Raw genomic sequence first — 24,600 nt, 5'->3', positions numbered from 1 at the left:
AGAGATGAACGAGCATGTGAATCACTTACGAAAATGTCGAAAGCGTAGAGACTCCATCAAAACCAGGGGGTAGTCGTTAACTTGGGATAAGCCTAGAGGAAACCTGTTTACTGGCTAGGCGGTGGGCGGCATAAAGGTGGCATGACTTTAGTATGGGCATTTGTATGGAACGTGGGAACCTACGGCTTGATGTTAAGAGAGTATTTCAAGCAGAAGAACTGTGAGAAAAGAGTATCGATGCAAGCATAGGGGCAGATTGGGTCGTAGTAGTGAAGAAACTTCTGTAATGGAAGTGGAGCGAAGGACTTCAAGTTATTCAGTTTCAGAAATAAGTCAACTTTGAAAAGGAGGAGGAGCTTATGACAGAAACAAAGCCGTTTAATATTTCTAAAAGAGCTGTAGTTACAGCTTACGAAAAGGTGAAAGCAAACAAGGGAACATATGGAGTTGATGGACAGTCAATTGAAGATTTTGAAAAGAACTTGAAAAATAATCTATATAAAATCTGGAATAGGATGTCATCAGGAAGTTACTTTCCACAACCTGTAAAAGCAGTTGCAATTCCAAAGAAAAGTGGAGGAACTAGATTACTAGGGATACCGACTGTTGAGGATAGAATTGCACAAATGCTAGTTAAACTATACTTTGAACCAGAAGTAGAGACTATGTTTTATGAGGATTCCTACGGATATAGACCTAATAAATCTGCAATACAGGCACTTGATGTTACAAGAAAAAGGTGTTGGAGGAAAGATTGGGTCCTTGAATTTGATATAAAGGGACTATTTGATAATATCAAACATAACATTTTAATTAAAATGGTAAAGAAACATACAAATGAAGAATGGATTATTCTATATATTCAAAGGTGGTTAACTGCACCATTTCAAATGGAAACGGGAAAACTAGTGCCAAGAATTTCTGGAACTCCGCAAGGGGGTGTCATAAGTCCAGTACTTGCGAATCTGTTTTTACATTATGTGTTTGATGATTTTATAACAAAAGAATTCAAAACAATTCCGTGGGCAAGATACGCAGATGATGGAATAGCACACTGTGTATCCCTAAAACAGGCTAAATATCTACAAAGACGGTTGCAAGAAAGGTTCGAAGAATACGGATTGCAACTGAACCTTGATAAAACAAAGATTGTATACTGTAAAGATGATGATAGAAAGGGAGATTATCCAAATATATCATTTGACTTTCTAGGGTATACATTTAAGCCTAGAGGCGCAAAAAGTAAATATGGAAAGTATTTTACAAGTTTCTTACCAGCGATAGCAGATAATGCAAAGAAAAGAATTAGGAAAGAAGTAAGAAGTTGGAGAGTACAGTTGAAGGTAGATAAAGACTTGTGGGATATATCAAGTATGTTTAATAAAAAGATACAGGGGTGGATTAACTATTATACACATTTCTATAAAACGGGAATGTATTCAGTATTAAGATATATCAATAATGCTTTAGTAAAATGGGTTCGAAGAAAGTATAAGAAACGAAAACATAAACGAAGAGCAGAATATTGGTTGGGAAGTATTGCGAAAAGAGATATAAATTTGTTTGCACACTGGAAAATGGGAATATTACCAACGACTGAATGATGGGAGCCGTATGAGCTGAGAGGTTCACGTACGGTTCTGAGAGAAACTAAGGGTGAAGTTCCCTTGGTTTACTTACTTAGTATTTGGGAAAGGTACAAGTGCCTCGGCAAGATTATACAATCCAATTAATTCAGGTGTTATTTTACATGTGAATGTTTGGACTGTAACTGATGTTGCAGAGTCAGCTTTCCGTGCACAGTTTTGGTTTAACGCAACTCCTCCTGAGTCAGATGTTAAGTATGCACTTGTAACGCCTACAAATTTAAGTGTCAAACCACAACCTAGAGCAAAGGTGAAATTAGAATACGCATCTAATGTTATAGGTGAGCCAACTGGTGGAATCAAAGCTTTTGTAAGACGTGCCCAGCCTGAAACAACATTGGTGGAAAGTGAAAATGGTAAAATAATTATTGGCGAAGGTGGTAATTTCTTAATATTTCTATCAAATCCAGAAACACCAGAAGTTTTAACAGAAGGTAGGATAGCTTTTGGTTGGTGGGAAGAAAGCATAAGTAACAAATGTAATAATTAACACTTTTCTAAGCTACAAATACGTACGTTGTAAATCATACAAATAAAAAAAGACCATTAAATAGTATAACTATTTAATGGTCTTTTTTTAATTATAAAACTGAAATGTTTTCTGCTTGTGGTCCTTTAGGTCCTTTAACGATGTCAAAAGAAACTCTTTGACCTTCATCAAGTGATTTGTAACCATCTGAATTTATTTGAGAAAAATGTGCGAAAACATCTACTCCGTCTTCTCCTGTAATAAAACCAAATCCTTTTTCTCCATTAAACCATTTAACTGTACCATTCATATAATGTATACCTCCGAAATTTTATTTTCTTAAATGCTTTGTAATAGCTCACTAATAAAATTTCGATATTAAAATACTATATTTAAAAGTACCAATTGAAATATATATGTGCTACATTAATTACTATTCATTTAAGTCAATTCTTATGTTATCATAGTTTATTATAAAAAGCAAGTTATATTAACTAATTGTTTTATATTTAGCATAAAATTAATTGTAGATTAGGAGGATTAAAATGAAAGAAAATCAATTTTAAAAGGATTTTTAGATGAAAAGGGTCAGTAAAATATGCTACTATATATGTAGATAACTAATAAAGTTATAAAGATAATTATGTGACCGTAGTTATTGAAATGATTTTATTGGACAGGAACCTAAGATTCATAAGATATATGAAGAAGGCTATTCCACAAATGGAAAAGACGAGGACTAGGTCTGTACAGCGCAAAACAGATTATAGATAAAAAATATCATAATGCATTCTTAAATACAAGCATAGAAGGTAACATGTTTGTTCAAGAATTGTGGATAAAATATATTTAAAAAGCATCCTATGTGGATGCTTTTTTTGATGCATAGGAGATGCTATATAGTTTTCATAAACGTTAATTTTTTAAGACTCATCGTAAAAATAAGTTTTTTCATGAAGAACTAAGTTTCACTTGGGAAGACTTGGATAATATAGGGCCAAAAGTTTGGTCCTATAAAGTCATCAAACAGAAATGAAGGAAGTGACATTATGGGTATTTTAGAATGTGAAAATGTTCGCAAAAATATAAGCAATAAGGAAATCTTAAAAAATATCAATTTCGAATTAAATAAAAATGAAATTGTGGGTTTGGTTGCCCCAAATGGTGCAGGTAAAACCACCTTGATGAAGCTAATGGTAGGTTTATCTAGTATTACTCAAGGAAAAATAAAGCTCTATAATTTTGATGTGGAGCAAGAATTTTTAAAATACATTAAAGAAGTTGGTGCCATCATTGAGGTGCCCATTTTCTATCCAAGTTTAACATGTTTGCAGTGTTTAAAGTTTTATGCAAAACTTAGAAATGTGGATAAAGACTCGTTATCAAAAACTATTCAATTAGTGGGTTTAGAAAATTTATAGGGTTATTTAATATTAGCACCAAAATTAATAAATATATTCTACCTACTATTGTATTTTTATTAAGGTGCTTTCCCTTCAAAATATCCCATTCCAAACTCTCTTAATATCTTAGGTACATAATTGCATCTACATTTAAACAGGAGCAAGATTTTGCATTAACACGGAATTAACATTGGATAATGTATAATAGAGTTCAGTCAAAAAATTATAATTTACAATAAACGCTTTTAGAGACAATGATTATGATTTAGTTGAAATAGCATGGAAATCAGTACTTAGGTCTATAATAGGGTTAATACTATTTAAAAGATAAATCGAGTTGGAATTATATGAAAAATCATAAGCTGGTGAAAATAATTTAAATTAGGGAGATAAGTCATTGATATTTTTAAGTTCATAAACACAGTCACGAAATTGTGACGTGATGATTTTTATGTAAAAACAAATTAAGGAATATCAATGGCTTGAGAGTTTTCGAGGGTACGGTACTACAGGATAGTTTGAGAGGTGATTAAAAATGCGTCTACTTATCATAGAGGATGACAAAGAATTGTCATATGTAATGAAAATCGGACTTGAAAAAAATGGGTTTACTGCCGATGTCGCGAACACAGGATTTGAAGGTGAAGAAAAAGCCTTTGCAAATAGTTATGACACAATTTTGCTTGACCTTAATCTTCCGGATAAAGACGGGATAGAAATTTTGTCCTTTTTACGTGAAAACAATATCCACACACCGATTATTATAGTTTCAGCGCGGGATGAAGTTCAACAAAGGGCGTTAGGACTTAATAGTGGTGCTGATGATTATATCATCAAACCATTTGACTTTGTAGAGCTTGAAGCGAGAATACAGGCCGTTGTTAGGCGTTTTTATGGACGCACGAAAAATGAAATCGATCTTGGAAAAATTAAGGTTTATCCAAATACGCGCAAGGTGTTTGTGGGTCAATTTGAAACAGTACTGTCGGCAAAGGAATTTGACATATTGGAATATCTGGCAAGTAGAAGCCCGGATATTGTATCAAGTGAAGATATTGTAGAACATGTGTATGATGAGTTTTATGACCCTTTTTCGTCCGTTTTACGCGTTCACATTGCAAATTTGCGCAAGAAGCTGACTCGGAAAGGCGGAGAAGGATTGCTGATTACGATTAAAGGGAAGGGGTATCAGTTATGCGAAAAAAAACAATGAAAATTAATTGGCTTCTTCTTTATTATTCCGGTGCGGTAACAGCACTTTTAATTCTTGTTTTCTATATTTTTGTTAGCACAATATCTGTTCCAAAATCAAATTTGCCAAAACATTTATTTGTTGCAAACGAGAAAAACATTGCTTATTCTATGCAGGGCGAAAGTATGGAAATACCTTTTAATGACAAGTACACTTCTGTTGTTACAAAAACTAATTTGGAAAATTATTATATAAGTGCGTTGCTTAAAAACATACCGATTCTTATTATATGCATTATAGGAATGTTCATTGTTGGAACAATTATCTTATCCAAAATACTAAGAAGGCAAAACGAGGAGCAGGCGCTATTGCTTGCAAAGCAGCTTTGTAATATTGGCGAAGAAAATTCGTTACCAGACCAACACCCAGCTGTTGTAAAAGAATATCAGAAAATAAAGGACAGATTGGCGGCTTATGCACTTGATTATGTCCGTCTAAGCTCCTATGTGACACACGAGCAAAAAAACATTCTTGCATTACTTCGGGCAAAACTACAGCTTTCGGAAAACTCGGATTATACGGCTGAGGTGGATAAACTCACCGATAGTTTGAACGATGTTTTGACCCTCTCCGCAACAAAAGACAGTGGGGAAACTGAAATTGTAGACGTTGCTTTAGTGTGTGCGGATGTATGTGACGAATACAGAAAAATTTACCCGCAGGTTGATTTTAATTTTGACGATTATGCTAACAATTTGGTGTATGGACGTGAACTATGGATTAGCCGCGCGGTCTCTAACCTTGTCTCAAATGCTATTAAGTACGGTGGTAGTGGAGAAATACAGGTTTCAGTTGAAAACAAAAAAGGTAGCATCATTATTACTGTTTCCGATGAAGGAGAAGGTATTGATGAAGAGGAACAGGAAAAATTATTTGATTACCAGTATAGAGTAGGCAAGCTCAAAAGAAATGGATATGGCATTGGATTAAGTATTGTGAGGCATGTCTGTGAGCTTTGTGGTGGTATTTGTTGGGTGGAAAACCGGGATGTGCGTGGCACAACCTTTTTTATGATTTTACCTGAGGCCTTAACGTTAGATTAACATTAGATTTGCTAAAATGAAATTGTTCCAAAGTGAATTCGTCTAAAAAGAAATCTTCAGATGAACCACTTTGTGAAATCTAACAAATTAATTCAAGGAGGCAAAGCAATGTACATTTTTCAAAATGCAATAAAAAACGTAGGCAGAAACAAGGGACGAAATATTCTTATGGGTATTATTATCCTTATCATCATAATTACGACAGTGGTATCATTGATAATAAACAACGCAACAAGTGAAATTATTGACAATTACAAATCTGAATTCGGCGCAAAGGTTAGTATAGCGCCTGATATTGACAAAATTATGGAAAGCGGTAAGCGGGGGGGCAGATTAACTGCTGATCAATATTTATCATTTGCTAAATCTGATTATATTAAAGAAAGTAAGTTATCCGCAGAAATACAAACTAGTAGTGAGAAACTAAAGGGAATAGGTCAAGATGAAGATGAGAAAGCTAGGAAAGAAGAAGGGGAAGGAGGGTCCATTTCATCAAATGGTTCAGGTAAAGAAGTACAAATTCCAACAATGAAGCTTAAAGGCGAATCAGATATTGATAATCTTGAAGAATTTAAGGATGGAAAAAGAAAGATAATAGACGGCAGAATTTATAAAGCTGAAAATGAATGTATTTTGAGCAAAGAATTTGCAAAGCTTAATAATATTTCTGTTGGTGATAGTATTACTGTCAAAGGTAATGGAAAAAGCATTAAATTAACTGTAACAGGATTGTATTTCGATACAACAGATGAGTTCGGAGGAATGCCGATACACTCTAGTTGGGCAAATAGACGTAATGAGATTCTTACCACGTTTAATACGATAATTAATGCGAAAGATGAAGGAGTTATGATTAATGCGTCATATTATCTAAAAAACCCTGATTTATTGCCTAAGTTTGAAGCTGAATTGCGTACAAAAGGACTTGCTGACACTTTTGTGGTAAGTGCAGACGATGCAGGCTATGACAAAGTAGTCGGACCTGTGGAAGGTTTAAAAAGCATATCCATGACATTTATGATTGTTGTCCTAATATTGGGAATGCTCATTCTTGTTTTACTTTCTTCCATCTCAGTAAGAGAACGTAAATATGAAGTCGGAGTTCTTCGTGCAATGGGAATGAAAAAAGGCAAGGTAGCGGCGGGATTTATAACTGAATCACTGATAATTACCACAATATGCCTTGTAATAGGGCTTGGTATAGGAAGTGTATCATCACAACCTATAGCAAACGCCTTACTTAAAAATCAGATAACAGCGGCAGAAAATGCTTCAGCTGGCGCTGATAAAATGATGTCGTTTGGCTCAGATTCAGATACCAGTAATGATAAACCAGTCAGTGAACTAGGTGCTCATTTGAGTCTGGACTCTCTTTGGAAAATATCGCTTATTGCCCTGCTACTTGCATCAGCTTCAAGCATTGTAAGTACCAGCAAGATTACGAAATACGAACCTATCAAGATATTGATGGAAAGGAATTAGGAGGGTTAAAATGAGTGTATTAACATTAAAAGATGTGTCGTATCAATATGAAGGCAGTAAGAAATCAGTTTTCAAAAACGTCACTGCGACGTTTGAAGCTGGGAAAGTATATACTATTGTTGGGAAATCCGGTTCGGGAAAATCAACATTGTTATCTCTTGTTTGCGGACTAGATGTCTGTGCGGGTGGAGAAATATTGTATGGTGGTACAAGTCTTAAAATATTGGACCGTGACGAATACAGGTCAAAAAGCATCGGCGTTATTTTTCAGGGTTTCAATTTGATTACTAATGCGACAGCCATGGAAAACATCGTTCTTTCCATGAATATAAGCGGCAGTAAAGAAAAAGATAAAAAAGCGTTTGCATATGCGCTTTTAGAGAAGGTTGAAATTGACAAAGAAACAGCAGATCGCAAAATTTTAAGGCTTTCCGGCGGAGAGCAGCAACGTGTCGGCATTGCCCGCGCATTGTCGCACAATCCTGATGTCATTATTGCCGACGAACCCACAGGAAATCTGGATAGTGAGACTGAAGCGGAAGTTTTGAAGATTTTAACGTCACTTGCCCATAATGAGGGAAAGTGCGTTATCATCGTCACCCATTCCAAAAAAGTCACATCCAGTGCAGACGAGGTTTGGGGAATAAATGGTGGAAAATTGCTTTTAATTAAATAGTGATAATTCATAGAAAGGGAGTAAATGAAACAGGGGTAAAAAGAAAATTCCGATTTTTAGTATCATTTTATATGTATTTGCCGTTTTACTTGTGCTTTATACGACTTGGGCAGTGATCCACTGCCAAGACCAAATTTCTACGATGATTGCACAGGGAAAGTTGGAGCTAAAAGGAAACGAGTATGATATCGTAAACTTCTACATGGCAAACTGTGCACAATATGTGTTGTTTGCAGTTATTATATTTACGCTGGGGTGGATATTGCAAAAGAATTCATCCGATACGGAAACAAAGCTTAACGTTGAGAATCAAGTAACCCCTTCACCATCCAACATTTCTAAAGATGATGAAATAAAGGATGAGGATTTTAAGGATTGGCTCAAGGATAACGATAAATAATATAATCCTTAAAAGTGTTTTGTCCGTAAGCGGTAAATAACCAGTCATGGAGTAGTTCACTCATATTCTTAAAACATCTATTAAGTTATTCCAGAAGGTTCAACTAATTTAGCATTACTTGGACAGTTCTGTGAAATAGAAGATGATGCACTTAAATCTTTGCAAAATAATTTAAATAACATTAGGGAGTTATAGGCTTTTAAGTTAAAAGCCTATAACTCCCTTTTAATCTCACACAAAATAAATACACCAGTTATTTTATGAAGTTTACTCTTTTTTACAAAGAAAAGGATTTTTTATTTAGAAATTGAATTAATTTAAACTATGTAGTATTATATACTATATAGAAAAATATATTTTAATGTTTTTTAGCGGTTGGACAAACTGAAGCTTAGTTTGATTCCGAGAATTTTGTTTCTAGGGCGGGAAACTCTTATTTGAGTCCCGCCTTTTTATTTTTTGATTAATAAACATTAAAAATTATTTATAGATACTAATACAAGGAGGCAATGATATGAATTCTCAAGATATGATTGTAATTGTTACTGTTGGAATATTAATTATAGGATTTGTTTATATTAATTTTATTTTTTTTCCAAAAGTTGAAAAAGAAAGAAGAGAAAAAGAAGAACAACAAAAAAATAAATAAAAAGTAGATTCATTTTTTAAGTGGCAAACAGGACCTTATTAAAGAAATTAGTTATGGATGGGATCTTTATGAAATATTATGGAAACACCTCTTTATTATTTGTCATCCGGGCGATGTTTAAGAATACAGATAAGAATAGTAACAAAGTTGTTAATTATTATACAAAAAAACTAGTAGCAGGGGAACAAAAGAAGCCTTACCCCTACTACTAACATCTTAACTGATAGCTACTTTTCTATTCATATATCACTTTACTTACGCTGCGAAGTCTACCTTTGATAGGTGTTTCTTGTAATTCCTTAAATACCAACTCACCTTTATTATTTAATATTTCTACAAAAGTAGATATATCAATTATATTGATGATTCCTATATCATCTTTTGTCATGCCGTTAATACTGCAAAGTGTACCTACAATATCCATTGCTCTCATCTTTGTTTTCTTACCTGCGTTAATATGTAATTTCATAATTTCTTTGCTTAGCTCGGCGCCTTTTGCTTCTTTAACTTCAGGTCTTGTATTCATTTTTCTCGCAAATTCTTCTTTGGCATTACTTACGGTTTCGGTTGAAGGTCTTTCGTTTAAAATAATCTCTTTGCCAATATATTGATGTATATCATTTAAAAATCTGCTTTCGTTTCTGGTTACAAAGGTAATTGCATGGCCTGTCTTTCCTATGCGTCCAGTTCTTCCTATCCTATGGACATAGCTTTCTTTGTCGCCCGGTATATCATAATTAACTACAAGGCTAATGCTATCTATGTCTATGCCTCTAGCTGCAACATCTGTAGCCACTAGATATCTAAAATAACCTTTTTTAAAATCATTCATTACTCTTAATCTATCAATTTGTTCCATTCCACCATGTATTTTTTTACAAGTATACTCGAGATTTGCCAGTTTATTATAAACTGCATCTACTTTTAGTTTTGTATTGCAGAATATTATACAGCTATCAGGGTTTTCTACTATGGTTATATCTCTTAAAAGGTCTATTTTATCTAGTTCATCTACGTTATATCTTTCTTGACATATATTACTTTTTAATTTATTTTGGTCCTCTATTTCTATGTATATAGGATCTTTCATGTAGTTGTTACATAAAGTCTCTATATCTTTGGGCATTGTGGCTGACAATAACATAGTCACACGTTCTTTTGATAAGCCACCTATTATTGTTTCTATCTGATCTACAAATCCCATATTAAGCATTTCATCAGCTTCATCTATTACAAGATACTTTACATTTGATGTATCAAATGTACCTTTTTCTAAATGATCAATAATACGACCAGGTGTGCCAACTACTACATGTGTTTTTTGTTTAAGTTCCTTTTTTTGATCATAGAAAGGAGACTTTCCATAAATTGCAGATACTTTAAGTCTTTTAAATCTACCTATATTAAAAATATCTTCTTTGACTTGAATAGCAAGCTCTCTTGTTGGTGTAAGCACTAATGCTTGGGGTTTATTTTCTTCCCAATCTACTAATTGGCAAATAGGAATGGCATATGCGGCAGTCTTCCCACTTCCGGTTTGGGACTTTACTACTACATCCTTTTGCGCGATTACCGCTGGTATAACCTGCTTTTGGACTTCTGTGAAATTCTTGAAATTTAACATGTTAATTGCTTTTAATAACTCACTGCTTAACTTACAATCGTTGAAATTTGCATTTATCATTTGATCATCTCTTTCCTTATAATTCTATTACTATTATTGTTAGGATTATATTTTTTTATGCTCCACATACAAGGATTCTCCGTTTTTTTATTTATTGCAGATAGGTACATTGTCCCTATCATTACATTGGGATCACCAATATACACACTAACTTTTTTATTATATCACACCCATGTATTTCAACGTAAATATTACCACCGAAACAGGAAAACATTGAAAACAGCTAAATTTAATTGGAAGTAATGACTTCATACCAGCTATTATCGATAATAGCAGGGTACTAATGTTTTGCAATATAAATTCATTGATAAACAGTGAATTTGCATTGTAAAAAAAAAACTAATGTGATAATATTGTTTTAAAGTTCATATAAGTTAAATTACAATTTTATATCATTTAAGAATCTGGAGATAAAAAGCAAACAACATAAATTGTTGAAATTAATAACATTGATTTATACTTACTTGTTAATATAAAGTAGCATTTAATTTAAAAAAATAAAAGTACAAGTTATGGAGGAAATTTTTATGAAATATTATGGAAAAACTTCTTTATCATCCCTACTAAAGTTAATGCTAGATGGTTTAATTGTTATAGGGTTTATTGTGTATTTATTAATACTTAGAAAAGCATTGGTGGCGGAGCAAGTAAACTTACTTAACTTTAAAAATATTATCACCTGCGTTCTATTCGTCCTAGGTGGTTTTGCATTACTTTGTATAATGTATTATCTTAGGTGCATTATGAATTCATTAGTTAAAGCAAACCCTTTTGTATGGAAGAATGTTGAAAGTTTAAAAATTGTTGCTGCTTCATGTTTTATAATTGCTGCTTGTTATGTGCTCAATTTTTTTATTAACAATCAATATTTAAATTTAAAGTTAATAGAAATTGATGCTAAAGGGATTCACACAGACATTGAGTTTATAATTTTTTTCTTTGCAGGTTGTTTTACATTAGTTCTTTCTAAGGTTTTTAAACAGGCGATTGAAGTTAAAGAAGAAAATGATTTTACGGTATAGATATTTGCGTTATATAAACAAATTGAGGTGAAATACATGGCAATAATAGTGAATTTAGATGTAATGATGGCCAAAAGAAAAATTTCTTTATCTGAACTGGCAAACAGAGTGGGAATTACAAATTCGAATTTGTCTATATTAAAAACCAATAAAGCAAAGGCAATAAGATTCTCTACCCTTGAGGCTATATGTAGTGAGCTTCAGTGTCAGCCAGGAGATATTTTAGAATACAGAGAAGAATAGTAACAAAAAACTTAGTGAAAGCTATCGAAGGTAACTACTGAAATATACATATATTTCAGTGGTTTTTTGTCGTTTAAATATAATTTACTTTAATACAAATATATGGAGAGATAGTTTTATTTTTCTTTTAAAATGCTTGTTATTTTGGTAGAATGAAATTAGCGGAGTAACTCCGTTATTGTAGATAAGGGGGAGATTTTTATGGCAATTCGAAATATTTTGTTTGATTTGGATGGGACTTTGTTAGATACAAATGAACTAATTATACAATCTTTTCAGCATACTTATAAAATGCACTTGAACAAGCAAGTAGATAAAGAGGAGATTATTAAAAACTTTGGAGAAATTTTAAAAATTACATTAGATAGGGAATTTGGTGATGACAGTGAAGAAGCCATTAAAACCTATCGTAGATTTCAAACCGGTAACTTCGAAAAGTTGATTACAATCCACAAGGGCGTAAGGGAAGGAATAATAGAGCTCCATAGACAAGGATATAATCTTGGAATCGTTACTTCCCGTTTAAATGATTCGGCCATTAAAGGATTAAAACATTTCGGATTAATGGATTATTTTGAAAGCATTATAGGGGCAGACGATACAGACCAACATAAGCCAGATCCTACCCCAGCACTTATGGCTTTAAAGGAATTGAAAGGGAAGCCAGAGGAGACCATCTTTGTGGGGGATAGTCCATTTGATGTTTTATGTGCCAAAAATGCAAAAATTACATCCGTGGTTGTTGGGTGGAGCGCACTGCCTATGGACATGATTCTTAAGTATGAGCCCGATTATGTTGTAAACAGCATGGAAGAATTTATGAGATTGGTTGAAAAAGTAGTATAATTTAAAGAGAAATAGATTTAATATTGAGATTTTGAATGTGAGGAATATATATGATTGAATCCATACTTCTAGCTCTTTTTATTGCAAAAATAAAAGGGTACAAAGTAAGACCACTTTTTAAGACATGGGCAGTATATCCTGTATTAGCATTTGTACTAATATATGTAATTTTAGAGGTAATGCTATTTCATGGTAATTATGCATTTATAAAGTATGCTAGCACTTTTCATTATTTTTATCTTTTAACGTTTTTGATTTTGATTATTAAATATAAGCTTAATGTTAGTGCAATTATAGGGTCAATATTTATTTTTATTGGAACTGCTTTGAATAATACTGCTATAGCAGCTAATAATGGGAAGATGCCAGTATTTCCAACTTTAGCATACTTAACTGGTTATGCAAAACCAGATTCTTTTATGAAAGTCAATGACATACATATTATGGGGAGTGAAGTAACTAAGTTGAAGTTTTTAACAGATATAATTGATGTGGGTTATAGCGTTATGAGTATTGGAGATATATGTATAAGAGTTTTTGCCTTTATTATTATATTCAATACCATAAAGATCATTAATGAAACAGAGATAATGAAGTCTGAGGGTTGCACTAGTAGTATCTGAAGTTTTATTGAATTGTATTAAGAATTATATCCTATTTTGTAATATTAATGATATAATTGGCAATATATACATAGATATTTTAGAAGGGTGTTAGGGGAGAAGTAAAATATGTTGAAAATAACGTTGTTAGAGTTTTTATTTAGAGGTCTGCCGGAAGGATTTCTAATTTTTTTCGCAGTATATGTATTTTCAAAGACTGTTATTAATATAAAAAGATATATAATATCAAGTATTATTTTTATTATAGCAGTTTATTTAATAAGATTACTACCAATTCAATATGGAGTACATGCTATTCTTAATATTATAGTAATTATTGTATTAACGGTTAATATAAATAAAATTAGCATAATTAAATCCATAAAAGCAGGCATAATGACAGTAGTTCTGGAACTTATTTGTGAGGGAATTAATGTTTTTATAATTGATAATATCTTTAAAGCAGATCTTATGTATGTGTTAAGCGAACCTTTATTAAAAACATTATATGGAATTCCATCATTGTTGGTTTTTGCAATTATAGTATCCACATATTATTTATATGTTGCTAGAAGAAAAAAGATGAGCGAGGTAATAAATGGAGAAATTATCTGATAATATTGCTAATAAAGTAGCATTAGAATTATCCCTTGATGAGGATAATAGAGAGGTAATTGCCTATGGCACTTTTGCTTTAATGCAGATGTTTATTTCTATAATTATTGTATTTTTATTTGGATTGTTGTTTCATGTAGCGTTTGAAGCTCTAATAATTTCCTTTACAGCAAGTATTCTTAGAAAATATTCTGGAGGAGTTCATGCAAGTTCACCAGGAATTTGCACTTTCATAGGAACAATTGTATGTGTAGGAGAAGCGGTATTAATATCGCTTTTAATGAGCTCAGTGGTTAATTTAAAATTAATTATAATAATAGGAACATTGATTTTTATATGGTCCTATTACATAATTTACAAATTAGCCCCAGTGGACAGTGCCTCAAAGCCTATAGTAAAAGAAGAAAAAAGAAAGCGGATGAAAAAAGGATCTACAATACTTTTAAGTGTTTATTTAATCATTTCAGTATTTATTATCCTGTTGTATATAAATAGTGGTGGAATAAATCTACTTTTTTATGCTCTATGCATATATTCAGGCATCTTATGGCAAGCATTTACGCTTACAGCTCCAGCACACTTATTAATAGGTAAAGTAGATACCTTTTTAAATCATAAATATTAAGAAAAGGAGGTAAAATTAGTATGAAGAAAATAAATAAACACCTATTCACTTTAATTGCAGTGGTAACTACATTTGTGGCGGCTTCTGTAGCTTCTTCAGCATGCTGGTGGTTTACTTATCAGCCTGTAGAACCAAAATGTCTAAGAGAAAAATAATAAAGAAATGAGGTCAGTTTTACTGACCTCATTATTTTTTTCGTAGTGCAGACCTTACAATAAAAGCAAAATTTATAAAGACGCTATTGATGAGATTAGTAGATCTAGCGGTAATCAGTTCGATAAAGAGATTGCTGATGCCTTTATCCAAGTTATTAGGGGAAGTGAAAATGTACTTGGTGATAGAGAGACCTTGAAAATATAAAAAGCATTGATATTATAAAGAAATTATAAGATAATACATTAGTAGCGAATCAAATGAAGAAGGAGTTTTATTTTATGAATGAATTACTTAAAGAAATTGAATATAATAATGGGAAATTTCCAGAAGCACAATTAAAGGAAATAATAAACCGCAAAGAAGAGTTCATACCTGAATTACTTGAGGTATTAAAAAATGCCAAAGAAAATTATGGAGAGATTTTAGAAAAACCTAATTATTTTGCGCATATATATGCCATTTTCTTGTTAGCACAGTTTAAAGAAAAGCAAAGTATTGAGCCGATTATAGATTTAATTAGTTTACCAAATGAAATTTCAGACGATATTTTTGGTGATTTTCTTACAGAGGATTTACACAAAATTTTAGCATCAGTTTGTGGAAGCGATATGGATCCAATAAAAAGATTAGTAGAAGATAGCAGTGTTAATGAATATGTTAGAAGTGCTGCGATTAAATCCTTTATTGTACTTCTGGGCGAAGGAGTTATATCACAAAGTGAAGTTATTGAATATTACAAAAGTTTATTTGAAGAGAAACTTGAACGGGAATTTTCACAAGTTTGGAATGAACTTATATATGATTCTTGTGAAGCGGGTCCTAGTGAATTATATGAACACATAAAAAAGGCTTATAAAGATGGACTAATAGATGAGGAGTGCATTTCTTTAGAAGAAGTGGATGGGGCTATTAAAATCCATGATAAAGAAAAATTTCCAAAGTTAAAAGAGGAAGGGTATTCATTTCTTAAGGATACTATAGAAGAGTTAGGGTGTTGGAGATGTTTTCCTAGAGAGAGTATTGAGTCTAAGTCGCAATATATGCTAGGAATTAACAAGATGAATAAAAATAAAAATAAAAAAAAGCAGGTAAAAGCTACAAAAAAAAAGCAAAGAAAAAAATAGAGGATAACCCGTAGATTGATTTCTACGGGTTTTTTTAGGTTATAATTTTTTTAGCAATAACCATTATTTCATTATCAAGTTCATATAAATCCCAAGAATTTCATAGTATTACAACAAGGTAAAAAGCCTAAAATAAGAGTATGAAATTTAAAAAAAAGAGGAGGTTTTTTTATGTCACACAATAATAATATACATTATAATGAAGATCGTGATAAAAACCAAAAAGATAATGCGATAGCGGTGCTAAATAATATAGCAGAAAGTCATAGTATAAAAGATCGAGTTCTTAAAAAACATTCTGATATTGAGTCATTAGAAAGTGTGAGTAAGGTGAGAACAAAGAAGGATGAGAGTGAAGATAACAGTGATGGAAGTTATAAAATTTCAAATTTTTTATAAGGTACATTAAAAACAGGCAAGATCCTAAGGAACTTGCCTGTTTTATTTTCTATTATATAATTAATTCTCTTCAATATATTTTATGATATTGTCAGGATTTCTTAGTGCTAATAAATCCACACCTTTTTCATACTTTTTAATATCGCCTGTTGTATAAATCTCAAATGAACCGTTAGTCTTATCATTATTAATAATATTATTTTCTTGTAAATACTGCTTTAACTCAGCACATTGTTGTAAAGCAGGATTTATAAAGTTTATATTGGGATAACATTCCTTAAATATATCCATTATTAGTGGGTAATGAGTGCATCCTAAAATAATAGTATCAACATTTTCTTTAGTAATAATAGTTCCGATATGATTTTTTACTATACACTTTACAGCCTCAGATTTATAATCGGAACTATCAATGATTTCTGCTAGTTCTGCACTCCCTTCTGATATAATTTGTATTTTACTATTAACTTTTAATAAAGCTTTATTATAACAATGAGTATTTACTGTAAAACATGTAGCTATTAAACCAACAGCATCTTTGTCTGTACTTTTACTTATAGTATCAATAACAGGATTAATAATACCAATTATTTTAATGTCATAATCCATACTAAATAGTTCTATTATACTGGATATTGTATTACAAGCAATTGCTATCACCTTTACGTTTTTACTAATTAGAAAATCAATCATACGTTTTGTTAAACCCGTAATCTCGCCTACTGTTTTGTTCCCGTATGGTACATTTTTATTATCTCCAAAATACATTATATTCTCATAAGGCAGGAGAAGTTGAAGTTCTTTAACAACTGATAAACCTCCTATTCCTGAATCAATAACTCCTATAGACCTATTATTATTTATCACGATATCACCCCTTAAAATTAAATTTGTCTTTCTGGAAAAATATTAAAAATATTCCCCATATTTGAGTTAATTGTTTTTCTTATTTATATATATGTAGGGTATCTATGTACCGTTAATGAACATGTTAAACTAAAGTAAATATAACATAAAGTTTATTTAGCGTAAAGAATTACATTATGATTTATAAGACTAAGACTAAGACAGAGGCCATTATGGCTGCTATTATCGTATTTTGAGGACTATAGAGGTGCATTTTTTACAATAAAATCAAACAATTGGTTTATAAGTGAAAGTAGTAGTTGATTATAGGTTACTAATATTGGTATAATTGTATAAAGCAAGGCTAGTGATTGCACTAACCTCTAAAATTAGGGAGGTAAATTATGAATGATACAAAAAAACTTGGCTTATGGACTTTGGTAATGTTAATTTTTGTTCCAACATTTGGATTTGGGAATATTGCTTCAAATGCAGTGGCACTCGGACCGGCAGCTATTCCATCATGGCTTATAGTTGCTCTATTATTCTTTCTACCTTTATCAATAATGATAGCAGAGTTAGCTTCTTCTAATAAAGACAAAGAAGGAGGTTTATACACCTGGATAGAATGTTCAATTGGTCCAAGATGGGCGTTTATAGGTACCTGGTCATACTTTGTTGCTAATTTATTCTATTTGCAAATGGTTTTTGCCAGAATACCAGTCATGGTATCATGGACTCTTTTTGGTGAAAATAGATTTAACGATGCCAATGCATATTTGTTACCTTGGATAGGATTGGGACTAGCAGTGGTATTAACGTATATAGCTACAACTGGAGTTAAAAGATTCTCGAAAATCAGTGATTTAGGTGGAAAACTAACTTTAGCAGTTACAGTTATATTTATATTATTTGCAGTTGTTGGAGCATTAGTTGGTAAGCAACCATCAGCTACAACTTTCACAAAAACAACACTTATTCCCAAGTTTGATGCTGACTATTTTTCAACTTTCTCGTGGCTGATTCTCGCTGTTGCAGGGGCTGAGGTGGCAGGGACTTATATTAAAGATGTTGCAAATCCTAAAAAAGTTTTCCCAAAGGCTGTTCTTATAGCAACTACATTTATAGCTGGAGCATATGTACTAGGATCACTTGCAATATGCTTAGTTGCATCACCTGAATTAATAACCAAAGCTGGTGTTAAGGATGCAGGTTATGTTGTTTATAAGATATTAGCAGAATCCTGGGGTTTAAATGGTAAAATATTTGTTCAAATATATGCTTTTATTTTAACTGTATCGTCTATAGCCGCATTTGTGGTTTGGTTAGAATCCCCAATTAGGGCTATGTTCTCAGAGGTTCCGAGTGGCACCTTTCCTAAATTTTTAACTAAGAAACGTGAAGATGGAACACTAGTTAATGCACTTTGGGTTCAATGTGGAATCTTATCAGCATTAATAATAGTACCACTAATAGGATTGAATTCAATAGATACTTTTTTTAACACATTAACTACATTATCCGGTTTATGTCTTGCAATACCTTATATTGTTCTTGCAGCTGCATATTTAGTATTTAGGCTTAAAGGTAATGTACCTCCATTTGTAATGTTAAAATCAAAAGCGGCTGTAGTTACATCTTCAACTATTGTTTTCGTATTAGGTGTATTAGCATTCTTTGGCGCTGGCTGGGGAGATATTGCAGGAGCTACAAGTTTCAAAGAAGCAATAGTTCCAATATTAAAGAATTATGGTGGGCCAGTAGGATTTATAATTTTTGGATTTTTTATAACATATTTAACAAAAATATTTACTAAGAGTGATATTAAAAGATAATTTGCTAATGAAATAAAAATTATAATAGGACATTTGTTTAAACGGACATCCTATTTTTTAAGGATTATATATAGGAGTTACAAAGAAAGAGGTATAGCAGGATTTTGCTATACCTCTTTCTAATTCAAGCTAATTTAATTAAAGAGGGGGGGGGGATGCAATGAAATTATTGTTCTATGTGGAAACATAGAAGATTTAAAAATAAGTTAGAATATTTTTAGGAATTTAAATATAGACTAATAAGATGTAATATTGAAACAATTACGATTCCATCTAAAACGTATATATAGTAAGCATATAAGCGGATGGGGATTAAAATGTTATAGTTTTGTCAATTTAGTCGGGGATTTGTTTTTATTTTAGCTTAAATGAAAGAATACAAAATTGAAGTCTTTGAATCAATACTATATAATAAATAAATAAATAAATATAGTAATGAAAAATTCTATAATAGAGGTGTAATTATGTTTTCAAAATTAAGAGAACTACTAATAGGTAAGACACTAAAAACAGAAGAATTAGAAGGAGAAAAATTAAATGTTTTTTGGGGACTTCCTATATTATCTAGTGATGCCGTTTCTTCAGTTGCATATGCAGGGGAAGAAATTTTAATTGTGTTAATTAGTGTTATAGGTATTATAGCATATAGATATATGTTTTATGCTGCGTTGTGTATTGTCGTACTATTATTTATACTTGTTTTTTCTTATAGGCAAACTATTGATAGCTACCCATGTGGTGGTGGATCATATATAGTCGCAAAGGATAATCTTGGTACAAAAGGTTGGAATGTTCTTAAAGTGGAAAAGAAGTAGAACTCTGGGATGGAAACATAAGGAATTTATAAATGGATTAGGTGCAGTTGTAACTTTTATTACAGTAATACTCATAGGTATAACAAAGTTTTTCCACGGAGCCTGGATAGTTTGTATTGTAATACCTTTACTTGTTTATCTTATGGTTAAGATTAAGCAACATTATAATAAGATAGCGCAACAACTTAAATTATCATTAGAACAAAGACCTAATGAAGGAGTGACAACGAATAACCAACAACATGTAATAATACTTGTAGGAGCATTAAATAAATCATTTTTAAAGGCATTAAACTGTGCTAGATGCCTATCACAAAATGTAGTTGCATTTCATGTATCAACTGATGCTGAAGCTACTGAAAAATTAGAAAGAAAATGGGAAGAGTATAATCCTGGGATTCCATTAATAATAAAACATTCCTCCTATAGAGACATAATGAAACCATTAATGAATTTTATAGAATCTGAAGAACGTGCTTCAAAACATGGAGAAACTGTGACAGTTGTAATATCACAATATGTCATTACTAAGTGGTGGCATAATTTACTTCATAACCAAACAGCATATTTTATAAAGAGTATGCTATATAAAAATAGAAATGTAGCAGTGCTTACTGTACCATATATAATAAAAGAGTAGAAACTCTAAAATTCTTTGCCTAGTCCAATACTTCATGGTCATTATTAAGAAAAATTAAATAATTTAAACAAAAGCACTTAATATGATTAAGTGCTTTTTTCAGAGCACATTATACATCTACCTTAAATTCTAAATGTTTCGCTTTTTCAAAGTTAGGAGTTAATTTTAAGAAAAGAACTAAATTTCTAGAAATGTGCGCAGGCAAGTACCGCCGTTTTAAGTGGTTTAGTTCTTAATTATTATAGGGTTACTCTATTTTTGACGTATAAACTGTTTTGAGTTGAACCAGTTTGTTTTAATTGTAATAAATCTAAATAATGCTAAGGCTGATCCGATTGCAGAGCGAAGCATAAGATGATCTAGTCCAAAAATCACAGCAAAAAAGATTGCGATGGAGGAGCATTACAAAGCAATTAGAATATTATTACTTATAATATTTCATAGCTGCATTATGTTATAATTAAAGCTAATAATATGTAAAGCAGATTGTAGTAGAATATTGCTTTCATTGTAAGAGGTGAAATTATGGAAAAAAAAGTGCTCATTATAGAAGATGAGGAATCTATTAGAGGGTTTATTAAAATTAATTTCCAAAGAAATAACTTTTTAGTGCTTGAAGCTGTATCTGGAGAGGAAGGTTTAGAAAAAGTCCACCAGGAGCGACCAGATTTAATAATCTTAGATATAACACTTCCTGGTATGGATGGGTTTAAAACCTGTGAATTGTTAAGGGCGGATTTTCCGAATTTGGGTATTATCATGCTTACTGCTAGAGGACAAGATATGGATAAAATAATGGGCCTTGAGTATGGTGCTGATGATTATATGGTAAAACCATTTAATCCTTTAGAACTTATTGCCAGAGCAAATTCTCTACTTAGACGAATGAGTCATAGTGAAGAGAAAAATCCTGAGCGATTAATATCTGGGTGCTTCATCATAGATACTGTTTCAATGAAGGTATATAAAAATCGCCAGCTTCTAGATTTAACTCCTAAAGAATACTTGATTCTGAAGGCCTTCATGGAAAATGAGGAAAAAGCTTTTAGTAGAGATGATTTATTAAACTTAGTATGGAATTATGAATACTTTGGAGACTCTAAAATTGTAGATGTTAACATACGACGTCTTAGAGAAAAAATTGAAGATACTCCTTCTAAGCCCAAATATATAGAAACAGTATGGGGCGTTGGATATAGATGGAAAAAGAGGTGATATTTTGAGAGGAATAAAAGCCAGACTTGTTTGGAGTTATCTATTAGTGATTTTTTTTACGGTAATTACCTTAGAAGTTTTTCTTACGGTTTCTATAGAGAAATATTACTACAAAAACATGGAGTCTTTGCTTTCGAGCCAAATTAAGGGGTCTGTTGATTTTTATAATAATTATTTTTCTTCATCAAGTTTAAAGGAAAATGTGGAGAATAATGCTGATATTTTTTGGAAAAACACCTCTGCTGAGGTCCAAATTATTGATAACTCAGGAATGATGCTAATGGATTCAATTGGTAATTTTAATGAGAAACCTATTGAAGATGATGATGTAAAAAAGGCATTGATGGGGGGACTTGGAACCTTTACTAAGAAAGATAAGTATACAAAAGAAAATTTTATGTACGTTTCATACCCCTTAAAATCCTCTAATAAAATAGAGGGTGTACTGCGTTTTGTTACTTCATTATCTGAGGTAGATGCACTGATTCGTAAAATAACATTTCTTTTCTTAGGAGTTGGGGCTCTTGTAATTGTGATTTCTGGTGTTTCTAGTATATTTATATCTAATACTATTGTGGAACCCTTAGAGGAAATAAAAAACCTAGCTAAGAAATTTGCGTCTGGAAACTTCAATGAAAGACTAGAAAAAATAAGAAATGATGAGATTGGAGAACTATCCGATACATTTAATTTTATGGCTGAAGAAATTGAAAAAAATCAAAAGTTGAAAAATGAATTTATTGCGTCGGTTTCTCATGAACTTAGAACTCCGTTGACATCTATAAAAGGTTGGGCTGCAACTATTAGTTCTGGTAGTTTAGAAGATAAGGAAGAAATCCTAGATGGACTTAGCATCATAGAAAAGGAAAGCGATAAACTTACAGGAATGGTGGAAGAACTGTTGGACTTTTCTAAATTTATATCTGGAAAAGTACCACTTACAAAAGAATATGTAAATATTCAAAGCATTATAGCCTATATAGAAAAACAGTTTATGCCCAAGTCAATACGTCACAATATTAATTTTACTGTTAAAATACAAGAAGCTTTATCTCCAGTTTTTGCAGATGAAAAAAGGGTGAATCAAGTTATTATTAACGTTTTAGATAACGCCTTTAATTTTACAAAAAAAGGGGGCAATGTAACACTCGAAGCATGCATTGCCGGTAATAATATTTGCATTATTATAAAGGACGATGGAATAGGAATTTCACCGGCGGATTTGCCTAAAGTCACAGAAAAATTTTTCAAAGGCAGAACAAGTATGTCACAAAATGGAATAGGACTTTCTCTTTGTAAAGAAATCGTAGAAATGCACAATGGTAAACTTGAGATTTCAAGTGAACACGGCATGGGTACAGATGTTAGAATATTCTTACCGTTGGCATAAGAAATAATAAAATTTAAATATATAAGAGGTGGCTCGCAGTGAAAAAGGCGTTATGTTTATTTTTTGTTTTATTTTCTATTATAATTTTTATATGGAGTCAGTATGTAGGATTAAATTTAAACTCTCAGGGATTACATAAAAAACTCAAGGTGTCTCCTATAGGAGGAAGCTGGACAGTAGAAAAATATGTTTCTATTGGTGGAGCTACAATAGATGATAAAAAGGCAAAAGAATTAATTGGAAAGAGTGCTTATTTTAGTGAAGATACAGTTGACTTTAATGGTGACATTTCTAATAATCCTCAATATAAAGTTAAGTCCGTGAATACTAAAAACTATTTTTGGAATACTGTAAAAATAAGTGCTAAAAGTTTAGGAATACAAAATGATGATGTGCAAATTATAACCATTAACTCCAATAATATTTTTTACGATGAATACATAAAGTTGGATGAGGTAACTTTAATAAAAAATTATGAGGGCATTTTATTATATTTTCATAAAGTAAAAGATTCTAGTACTACGCATTCATATGATAAAGATAAAGAAGATAACACAAAAATTTTAATCAGTAAGGCAGAAAAAGAAATAAGATCTAAGTCAGGATTATTACTTGGACTAAGGTATGAAAACCCTAAAGCGGAAGATGGGCTTAGCAAATATTTATATAAAACCTTAATGATTAGTTCGGTAAATGATAAAATTCTACCCATTGTGGAAACTAAAGATTTGCTACTTCCAAGGCAAGATGGATTTTGGAAGGTAGGGATAAGTAAGAAAATAGAAAATGGAGATGCTAAGGATGTACTTTGGTCTTATCCAATTAATCCAATTAATCCGACTAAACCGATAAATACAAATTCAAAACAAATAAAGTATACCAAAACGGAAGGTAGTATGGCTATTAAATTTGTAGGTAGCAATTATGTTTCAATTGATACTTTAGAGGATGTAAATAATAATTATTCAGAAAATAAATACACTAATAATCAGCTTAAAATTCTTCCTATGGATAATCTATTGGGAGAATCCATAAAACTTACAAGCATACTGGGAAGGGAAATAGAAAAGTCTACTTTGGCAGGTACACTTTTAAACGCACCTAAAAACATTAAAGATGAAAATCTAAAAAAAGTGGATACTAATTGGGGTGTAATAAGAAGGAGTGGACGATGGATACTAAGGGGAAGAATGGAAACGAAAATAAATAGTAAGAATTCATTTATAGATTTTGATATTCCTTATGCTACACCTAAATCATTAACTACATATGATAATTTATTTCCTTCTTTTAACGTAATAAAAACAAAGGTTCCTAGTGCAGTGGATGCTTATTCCTCACCTAATAGAGACTTTGTTGTTGTTCTAACCAATACAGAATTAATGGTTTTTACTATAAAAGGATATAACCTTGGAGAAAAATCATTAACTTTGAAGTTTAAATCAGGAGAGCTGCCAGTAATGGCCCATTGGGCTACGGGTAGTTATGTGGATGATTGGCAAAAAAAAGTAAAATAAGTGCTA

At 31.7% G+C, this 24,600-nt stretch carries 26 protein-coding genes, 1 pseudogene and 1 other annotated feature; of the genes and pseudogenes, 24 read left to right on the top strand and 3 right to left on the bottom strand.

Annotated elements, in window-relative coordinates; genetic code table 11:
* Nucleotides 1-359 precede the first annotated feature (359 nt).
* A complete protein-coding gene (ltrA, locus tag ACWJKE_RS10155; protein WP_220287628.1) occupies nucleotides 360-1,604 on the top strand; it encodes a group II intron reverse transcriptase/maturase in 1,245 nt (414 codons plus the stop codon).
* A 52-nt stretch (nucleotides 1,605-1,656) separates the two neighbouring features.
* On the top strand, nucleotides 1,657-2,136 hold the full coding sequence (locus ACWJKE_RS10150) for a DUF6143 family protein (protein WP_462958766.1): 480 nt from the start codon (nucleotides 1,657-1,659) through the stop codon (nucleotides 2,134-2,136).
* Nucleotides 2,137-2,227: 91 nt separating this feature from the next.
* Here ACWJKE_RS10150 and ACWJKE_RS10145 read toward each other — a convergent pair whose 3' ends face one another.
* Complete coding sequence (locus ACWJKE_RS10145; protein ID WP_165413285.1) at nucleotides 2,228-2,425, bottom strand: cold shock domain-containing protein; 198 nt, start codon at nucleotides 2,423-2,425, stop codon at nucleotides 2,228-2,230.
* Between the two features lie 739 nt (nucleotides 2,426-3,164).
* Here ACWJKE_RS10145 and ACWJKE_RS10140 point away from each other — a divergent pair.
* From ACWJKE_RS10140 to ACWJKE_RS10105, 8 genes are all read left to right on the top strand, one after another.
* Nucleotides 3,165-3,536 (top strand): ATP-binding cassette domain-containing protein, encoded by a 372-nt coding sequence (locus ACWJKE_RS10140; RefSeq protein WP_220286778.1) that lies wholly within the window; start codon nucleotides 3,165-3,167, stop codon nucleotides 3,534-3,536.
* Nucleotides 3,537-4,098: 562 nt separating this feature from the next.
* Nucleotides 4,099-4,731 (top strand): response regulator transcription factor, encoded by a 633-nt coding sequence (locus ACWJKE_RS10135; RefSeq protein WP_253198250.1) that lies wholly within the window; start codon nucleotides 4,099-4,101, stop codon nucleotides 4,729-4,731.
* Complete coding sequence (locus ACWJKE_RS10130) at nucleotides 4,713-5,813, top strand: sensor histidine kinase (protein ID WP_216303840.1); 1,101 nt, start codon at nucleotides 4,713-4,715, stop codon at nucleotides 5,811-5,813. The genes ACWJKE_RS10135 and ACWJKE_RS10130 overlap by 19 nt, the downstream gene beginning before the upstream one ends.
* Before the next feature lie 108 nt (nucleotides 5,814-5,921).
* Nucleotides 5,922-7,295 carry an ABC transporter permease gene (locus ACWJKE_RS10125; RefSeq protein ID WP_216303839.1) on the top strand — a complete coding sequence of 458 codons (1,374 nt, stop codon included), beginning with the start codon at nucleotides 5,922-5,924 and terminating at the stop codon, nucleotides 7,293-7,295.
* 10 nt (nucleotides 7,296-7,305) lie between these two features.
* Nucleotides 7,306-7,971: an ABC transporter ATP-binding protein gene (locus tag ACWJKE_RS10120; protein ID WP_216303838.1), complete on the top strand. Its 666-nt coding sequence runs from the start codon at nucleotides 7,306-7,308 to the stop codon at nucleotides 7,969-7,971.
* Between the two features lie 142 nt (nucleotides 7,972-8,113).
* A complete protein-coding gene (locus tag ACWJKE_RS10115; RefSeq protein ID WP_220286776.1) occupies nucleotides 8,114-8,371 on the top strand; it encodes a hypothetical protein in 258 nt (85 codons plus the stop codon).
* Between the two features lie 87 nt (nucleotides 8,372-8,458).
* On the top strand, nucleotides 8,459-8,566 hold the full coding sequence (locus ACWJKE_RS10110; RefSeq protein WP_216303878.1) for an oleate hydratase: 108 nt from the start codon (nucleotides 8,459-8,461) through the stop codon (nucleotides 8,564-8,566).
* 178 nt (nucleotides 8,567-8,744) lie between these two features.
* Nucleotides 8,745-8,803: a sequence feature (sodium ion sensor (DUF1646 type); this cis-regulatory element may regulate processes involved in with the transportation of sodium ions), on the top strand.
* A gap of 82 nt (nucleotides 8,804-8,885) precedes the next feature.
* Entirely contained in the window at nucleotides 8,886-9,020 is a 135-nt protein-coding gene (locus ACWJKE_RS10105) for a hypothetical protein (protein WP_258280576.1), read from the top strand.
* A 235-nt stretch (nucleotides 9,021-9,255) separates the two neighbouring features.
* On the opposite strand, the gene ACWJKE_RS10100 is transcribed toward ACWJKE_RS10105, so the two are convergent.
* Nucleotides 9,256-10,704, bottom strand: coding sequence for a DEAD/DEAH box helicase (locus ACWJKE_RS10100; protein WP_216303836.1), 1,449 nt, complete (start codon nucleotides 10,702-10,704; stop codon nucleotides 9,256-9,258).
* Between the two features lie 527 nt (nucleotides 10,705-11,231).
* Here ACWJKE_RS10100 and ACWJKE_RS10095 point away from each other — a divergent pair.
* From ACWJKE_RS10095 to ACWJKE_RS10055, 9 genes are all read left to right on the top strand, one after another.
* Nucleotides 11,232-11,726: a DUF2975 domain-containing protein gene (locus ACWJKE_RS10095; protein ID WP_216303232.1), complete on the top strand. Its 495-nt coding sequence runs from the start codon at nucleotides 11,232-11,234 to the stop codon at nucleotides 11,724-11,726.
* A 36-nt stretch (nucleotides 11,727-11,762) separates the two neighbouring features.
* Nucleotides 11,763-11,969: a helix-turn-helix domain-containing protein gene (locus tag ACWJKE_RS10090; protein ID WP_165413294.1), complete on the top strand. Its 207-nt coding sequence runs from the start codon at nucleotides 11,763-11,765 to the stop codon at nucleotides 11,967-11,969.
* Nucleotides 11,970-12,170: 201 nt separating this feature from the next.
* The gene (ppaX, locus tag ACWJKE_RS10085; RefSeq protein WP_216303231.1) at nucleotides 12,171-12,815 is read left to right on the top strand and encodes a pyrophosphatase PpaX; all 645 of its coding nucleotides are present in this window, start codon (nucleotides 12,171-12,173) and stop codon (nucleotides 12,813-12,815) included.
* A 50-nt stretch (nucleotides 12,816-12,865) separates the two neighbouring features.
* Complete coding sequence (locus ACWJKE_RS10080) at nucleotides 12,866-13,438, top strand: DUF5317 family protein (RefSeq protein WP_216303230.1); 573 nt, start codon at nucleotides 12,866-12,868, stop codon at nucleotides 13,436-13,438.
* Between the two features lie 108 nt (nucleotides 13,439-13,546).
* Nucleotides 13,547-14,032, top strand: a complete 486-nt coding sequence (locus ACWJKE_RS10075; protein WP_216303229.1) for a hypothetical protein — start codon at nucleotides 13,547-13,549, stop codon at nucleotides 14,030-14,032.
* Complete coding sequence (locus ACWJKE_RS10070) at nucleotides 14,016-14,657, top strand: accessory gene regulator ArgB-like protein (RefSeq protein WP_165413298.1); 642 nt, start codon at nucleotides 14,016-14,018, stop codon at nucleotides 14,655-14,657. The genes ACWJKE_RS10075 and ACWJKE_RS10070 overlap by 17 nt, the downstream gene beginning before the upstream one ends.
* Before the next feature lie 20 nt (nucleotides 14,658-14,677).
* Nucleotides 14,678-14,812, top strand: a complete 135-nt coding sequence (locus ACWJKE_RS10065; RefSeq protein ID WP_216303228.1) for a cyclic lactone autoinducer peptide — start codon at nucleotides 14,678-14,680, stop codon at nucleotides 14,810-14,812.
* Nucleotides 14,813-15,091: 279 nt separating this feature from the next.
* Nucleotides 15,092-15,937, top strand: a complete 846-nt coding sequence (locus ACWJKE_RS10060) for a DUF1186 domain-containing protein (RefSeq protein ID WP_216303227.1) — start codon at nucleotides 15,092-15,094, stop codon at nucleotides 15,935-15,937.
* A gap of 171 nt (nucleotides 15,938-16,108) precedes the next feature.
* A complete protein-coding gene (locus ACWJKE_RS10055) occupies nucleotides 16,109-16,336 on the top strand; it encodes a hypothetical protein (protein ID WP_165413301.1) in 228 nt (75 codons plus the stop codon).
* A gap of 60 nt (nucleotides 16,337-16,396) precedes the next feature.
* Here ACWJKE_RS10055 and murI read toward each other — a convergent pair whose 3' ends face one another.
* Complete coding sequence (gene murI / locus ACWJKE_RS10050; protein WP_216303226.1) at nucleotides 16,397-17,203, bottom strand: glutamate racemase; 807 nt, start codon at nucleotides 17,201-17,203, stop codon at nucleotides 16,397-16,399.
* A 383-nt stretch (nucleotides 17,204-17,586) separates the two neighbouring features.
* Between murI and ACWJKE_RS10045 the strand changes: the two genes are divergently transcribed.
* The 5 genes and pseudogenes from ACWJKE_RS10045 to ACWJKE_RS10025 all read left to right on the top strand — a co-directional run bounded on the left by ACWJKE_RS10045 (nucleotide 17,587) and on the right by ACWJKE_RS10025 (nucleotide 24,594).
* A complete protein-coding gene (locus ACWJKE_RS10045; protein WP_462952607.1) occupies nucleotides 17,587-19,017 on the top strand; it encodes an amino acid permease in 1,431 nt (476 codons plus the stop codon).
* Nucleotides 19,018-19,481: 464 nt separating this feature from the next.
* A pseudogene (locus ACWJKE_RS10040) lies at nucleotides 19,482-20,472 on the top strand (hypothetical protein).
* 525 nt (nucleotides 20,473-20,997) lie between these two features.
* Nucleotides 20,998-21,687, top strand: coding sequence for a response regulator transcription factor (locus tag ACWJKE_RS10035; protein WP_165413305.1), 690 nt, complete (start codon nucleotides 20,998-21,000; stop codon nucleotides 21,685-21,687).
* Between the two features lie 4 nt (nucleotides 21,688-21,691).
* A complete protein-coding gene (locus ACWJKE_RS10030) occupies nucleotides 21,692-23,077 on the top strand; it encodes a HAMP domain-containing sensor histidine kinase (protein WP_216303223.1) in 1,386 nt (461 codons plus the stop codon).
* 38 nt (nucleotides 23,078-23,115) lie between these two features.
* A complete protein-coding gene (locus ACWJKE_RS10025) occupies nucleotides 23,116-24,594 on the top strand; it encodes a hypothetical protein (RefSeq protein ID WP_462953235.1) in 1,479 nt (492 codons plus the stop codon).
* Nucleotides 24,595-24,600 lie beyond the last annotated feature (6 nt).

The organism is Clostridium sp. CM036 (genome assembly GCF_055081135.1).
The sequence above is the reverse complement of the archived record's forward strand: the minus strand, read 5'-3'. Positions and strand labels throughout refer to the sequence as shown.

Excerpts from the sequence above, each read along its gene's own strand:
- ltrA (WP_220287628.1), top strand. The coding sequence starts at position 360 with ATGACAGAAACAAAGCCGTTTAATATTTCTAAAAGAGCTGTAGTTACA.
- ACWJKE_RS10145 (WP_165413285.1), bottom strand. The coding sequence starts at position 2,425 with ATGAATGGTACAGTTAAATGGTTTAATGGAGAAAAAGGATTTGGTTTT.
- ACWJKE_RS10140 (WP_220286778.1), top strand. The coding sequence starts at position 3,165 with ATGGGTATTTTAGAATGTGAAAATGTTCGCAAAAATATAAGCAATAAG.
- ACWJKE_RS10135 (WP_253198250.1), top strand. The coding sequence starts at position 4,099 with ATGAAAATCGGACTTGAAAAAAATGGGTTTACTGCCGATGTCGCGAAC.
- ACWJKE_RS10130 (WP_216303840.1), top strand. The coding sequence starts at position 4,713 with ATGCGAAAAAAAACAATGAAAATTAATTGGCTTCTTCTTTATTATTCC.
- ACWJKE_RS10125 (WP_216303839.1), top strand. The coding sequence starts at position 5,922 with ATGTACATTTTTCAAAATGCAATAAAAAACGTAGGCAGAAACAAGGGA.
- ACWJKE_RS10120 (WP_216303838.1), top strand. The coding sequence starts at position 7,306 with ATGAGTGTATTAACATTAAAAGATGTGTCGTATCAATATGAAGGCAGT.
- ACWJKE_RS10115 (WP_220286776.1), top strand. The coding sequence starts at position 8,114 with ATGATTGCACAGGGAAAGTTGGAGCTAAAAGGAAACGAGTATGATATC.
- ACWJKE_RS10105 (WP_258280576.1), top strand. The coding sequence starts at position 8,886 with ATGAATTCTCAAGATATGATTGTAATTGTTACTGTTGGAATATTAATT.
- ACWJKE_RS10100 (WP_216303836.1), bottom strand. The coding sequence starts at position 10,704 with ATGATAAATGCAAATTTCAACGATTGTAAGTTAAGCAGTGAGTTATTA.
- ACWJKE_RS10095 (WP_216303232.1), top strand. The coding sequence starts at position 11,232 with ATGAAATATTATGGAAAAACTTCTTTATCATCCCTACTAAAGTTAATG.
- ACWJKE_RS10090 (WP_165413294.1), top strand. The coding sequence starts at position 11,763 with ATGGCAATAATAGTGAATTTAGATGTAATGATGGCCAAAAGAAAAATT.
- ppaX (WP_216303231.1), top strand. The coding sequence starts at position 12,171 with ATGGCAATTCGAAATATTTTGTTTGATTTGGATGGGACTTTGTTAGAT.
- ACWJKE_RS10080 (WP_216303230.1), top strand. The coding sequence starts at position 12,866 with ATGATTGAATCCATACTTCTAGCTCTTTTTATTGCAAAAATAAAAGGG.
- ACWJKE_RS10075 (WP_216303229.1), top strand. The coding sequence starts at position 13,547 with ATGTTGAAAATAACGTTGTTAGAGTTTTTATTTAGAGGTCTGCCGGAA.
- ACWJKE_RS10070 (WP_165413298.1), top strand. The coding sequence starts at position 14,016 with ATGGAGAAATTATCTGATAATATTGCTAATAAAGTAGCATTAGAATTA.
- ACWJKE_RS10065 (WP_216303228.1), top strand. The coding sequence starts at position 14,678 with ATGAAGAAAATAAATAAACACCTATTCACTTTAATTGCAGTGGTAACT.
- ACWJKE_RS10060 (WP_216303227.1), top strand. The coding sequence starts at position 15,092 with ATGAATGAATTACTTAAAGAAATTGAATATAATAATGGGAAATTTCCA.
- ACWJKE_RS10055 (WP_165413301.1), top strand. The coding sequence starts at position 16,109 with ATGTCACACAATAATAATATACATTATAATGAAGATCGTGATAAAAAC.
- ACWJKE_RS10045 (WP_462952607.1), top strand. The coding sequence starts at position 17,587 with ATGAATGATACAAAAAAACTTGGCTTATGGACTTTGGTAATGTTAATT.
- ACWJKE_RS10035 (WP_165413305.1), top strand. The coding sequence starts at position 20,998 with ATGGAAAAAAAAGTGCTCATTATAGAAGATGAGGAATCTATTAGAGGG.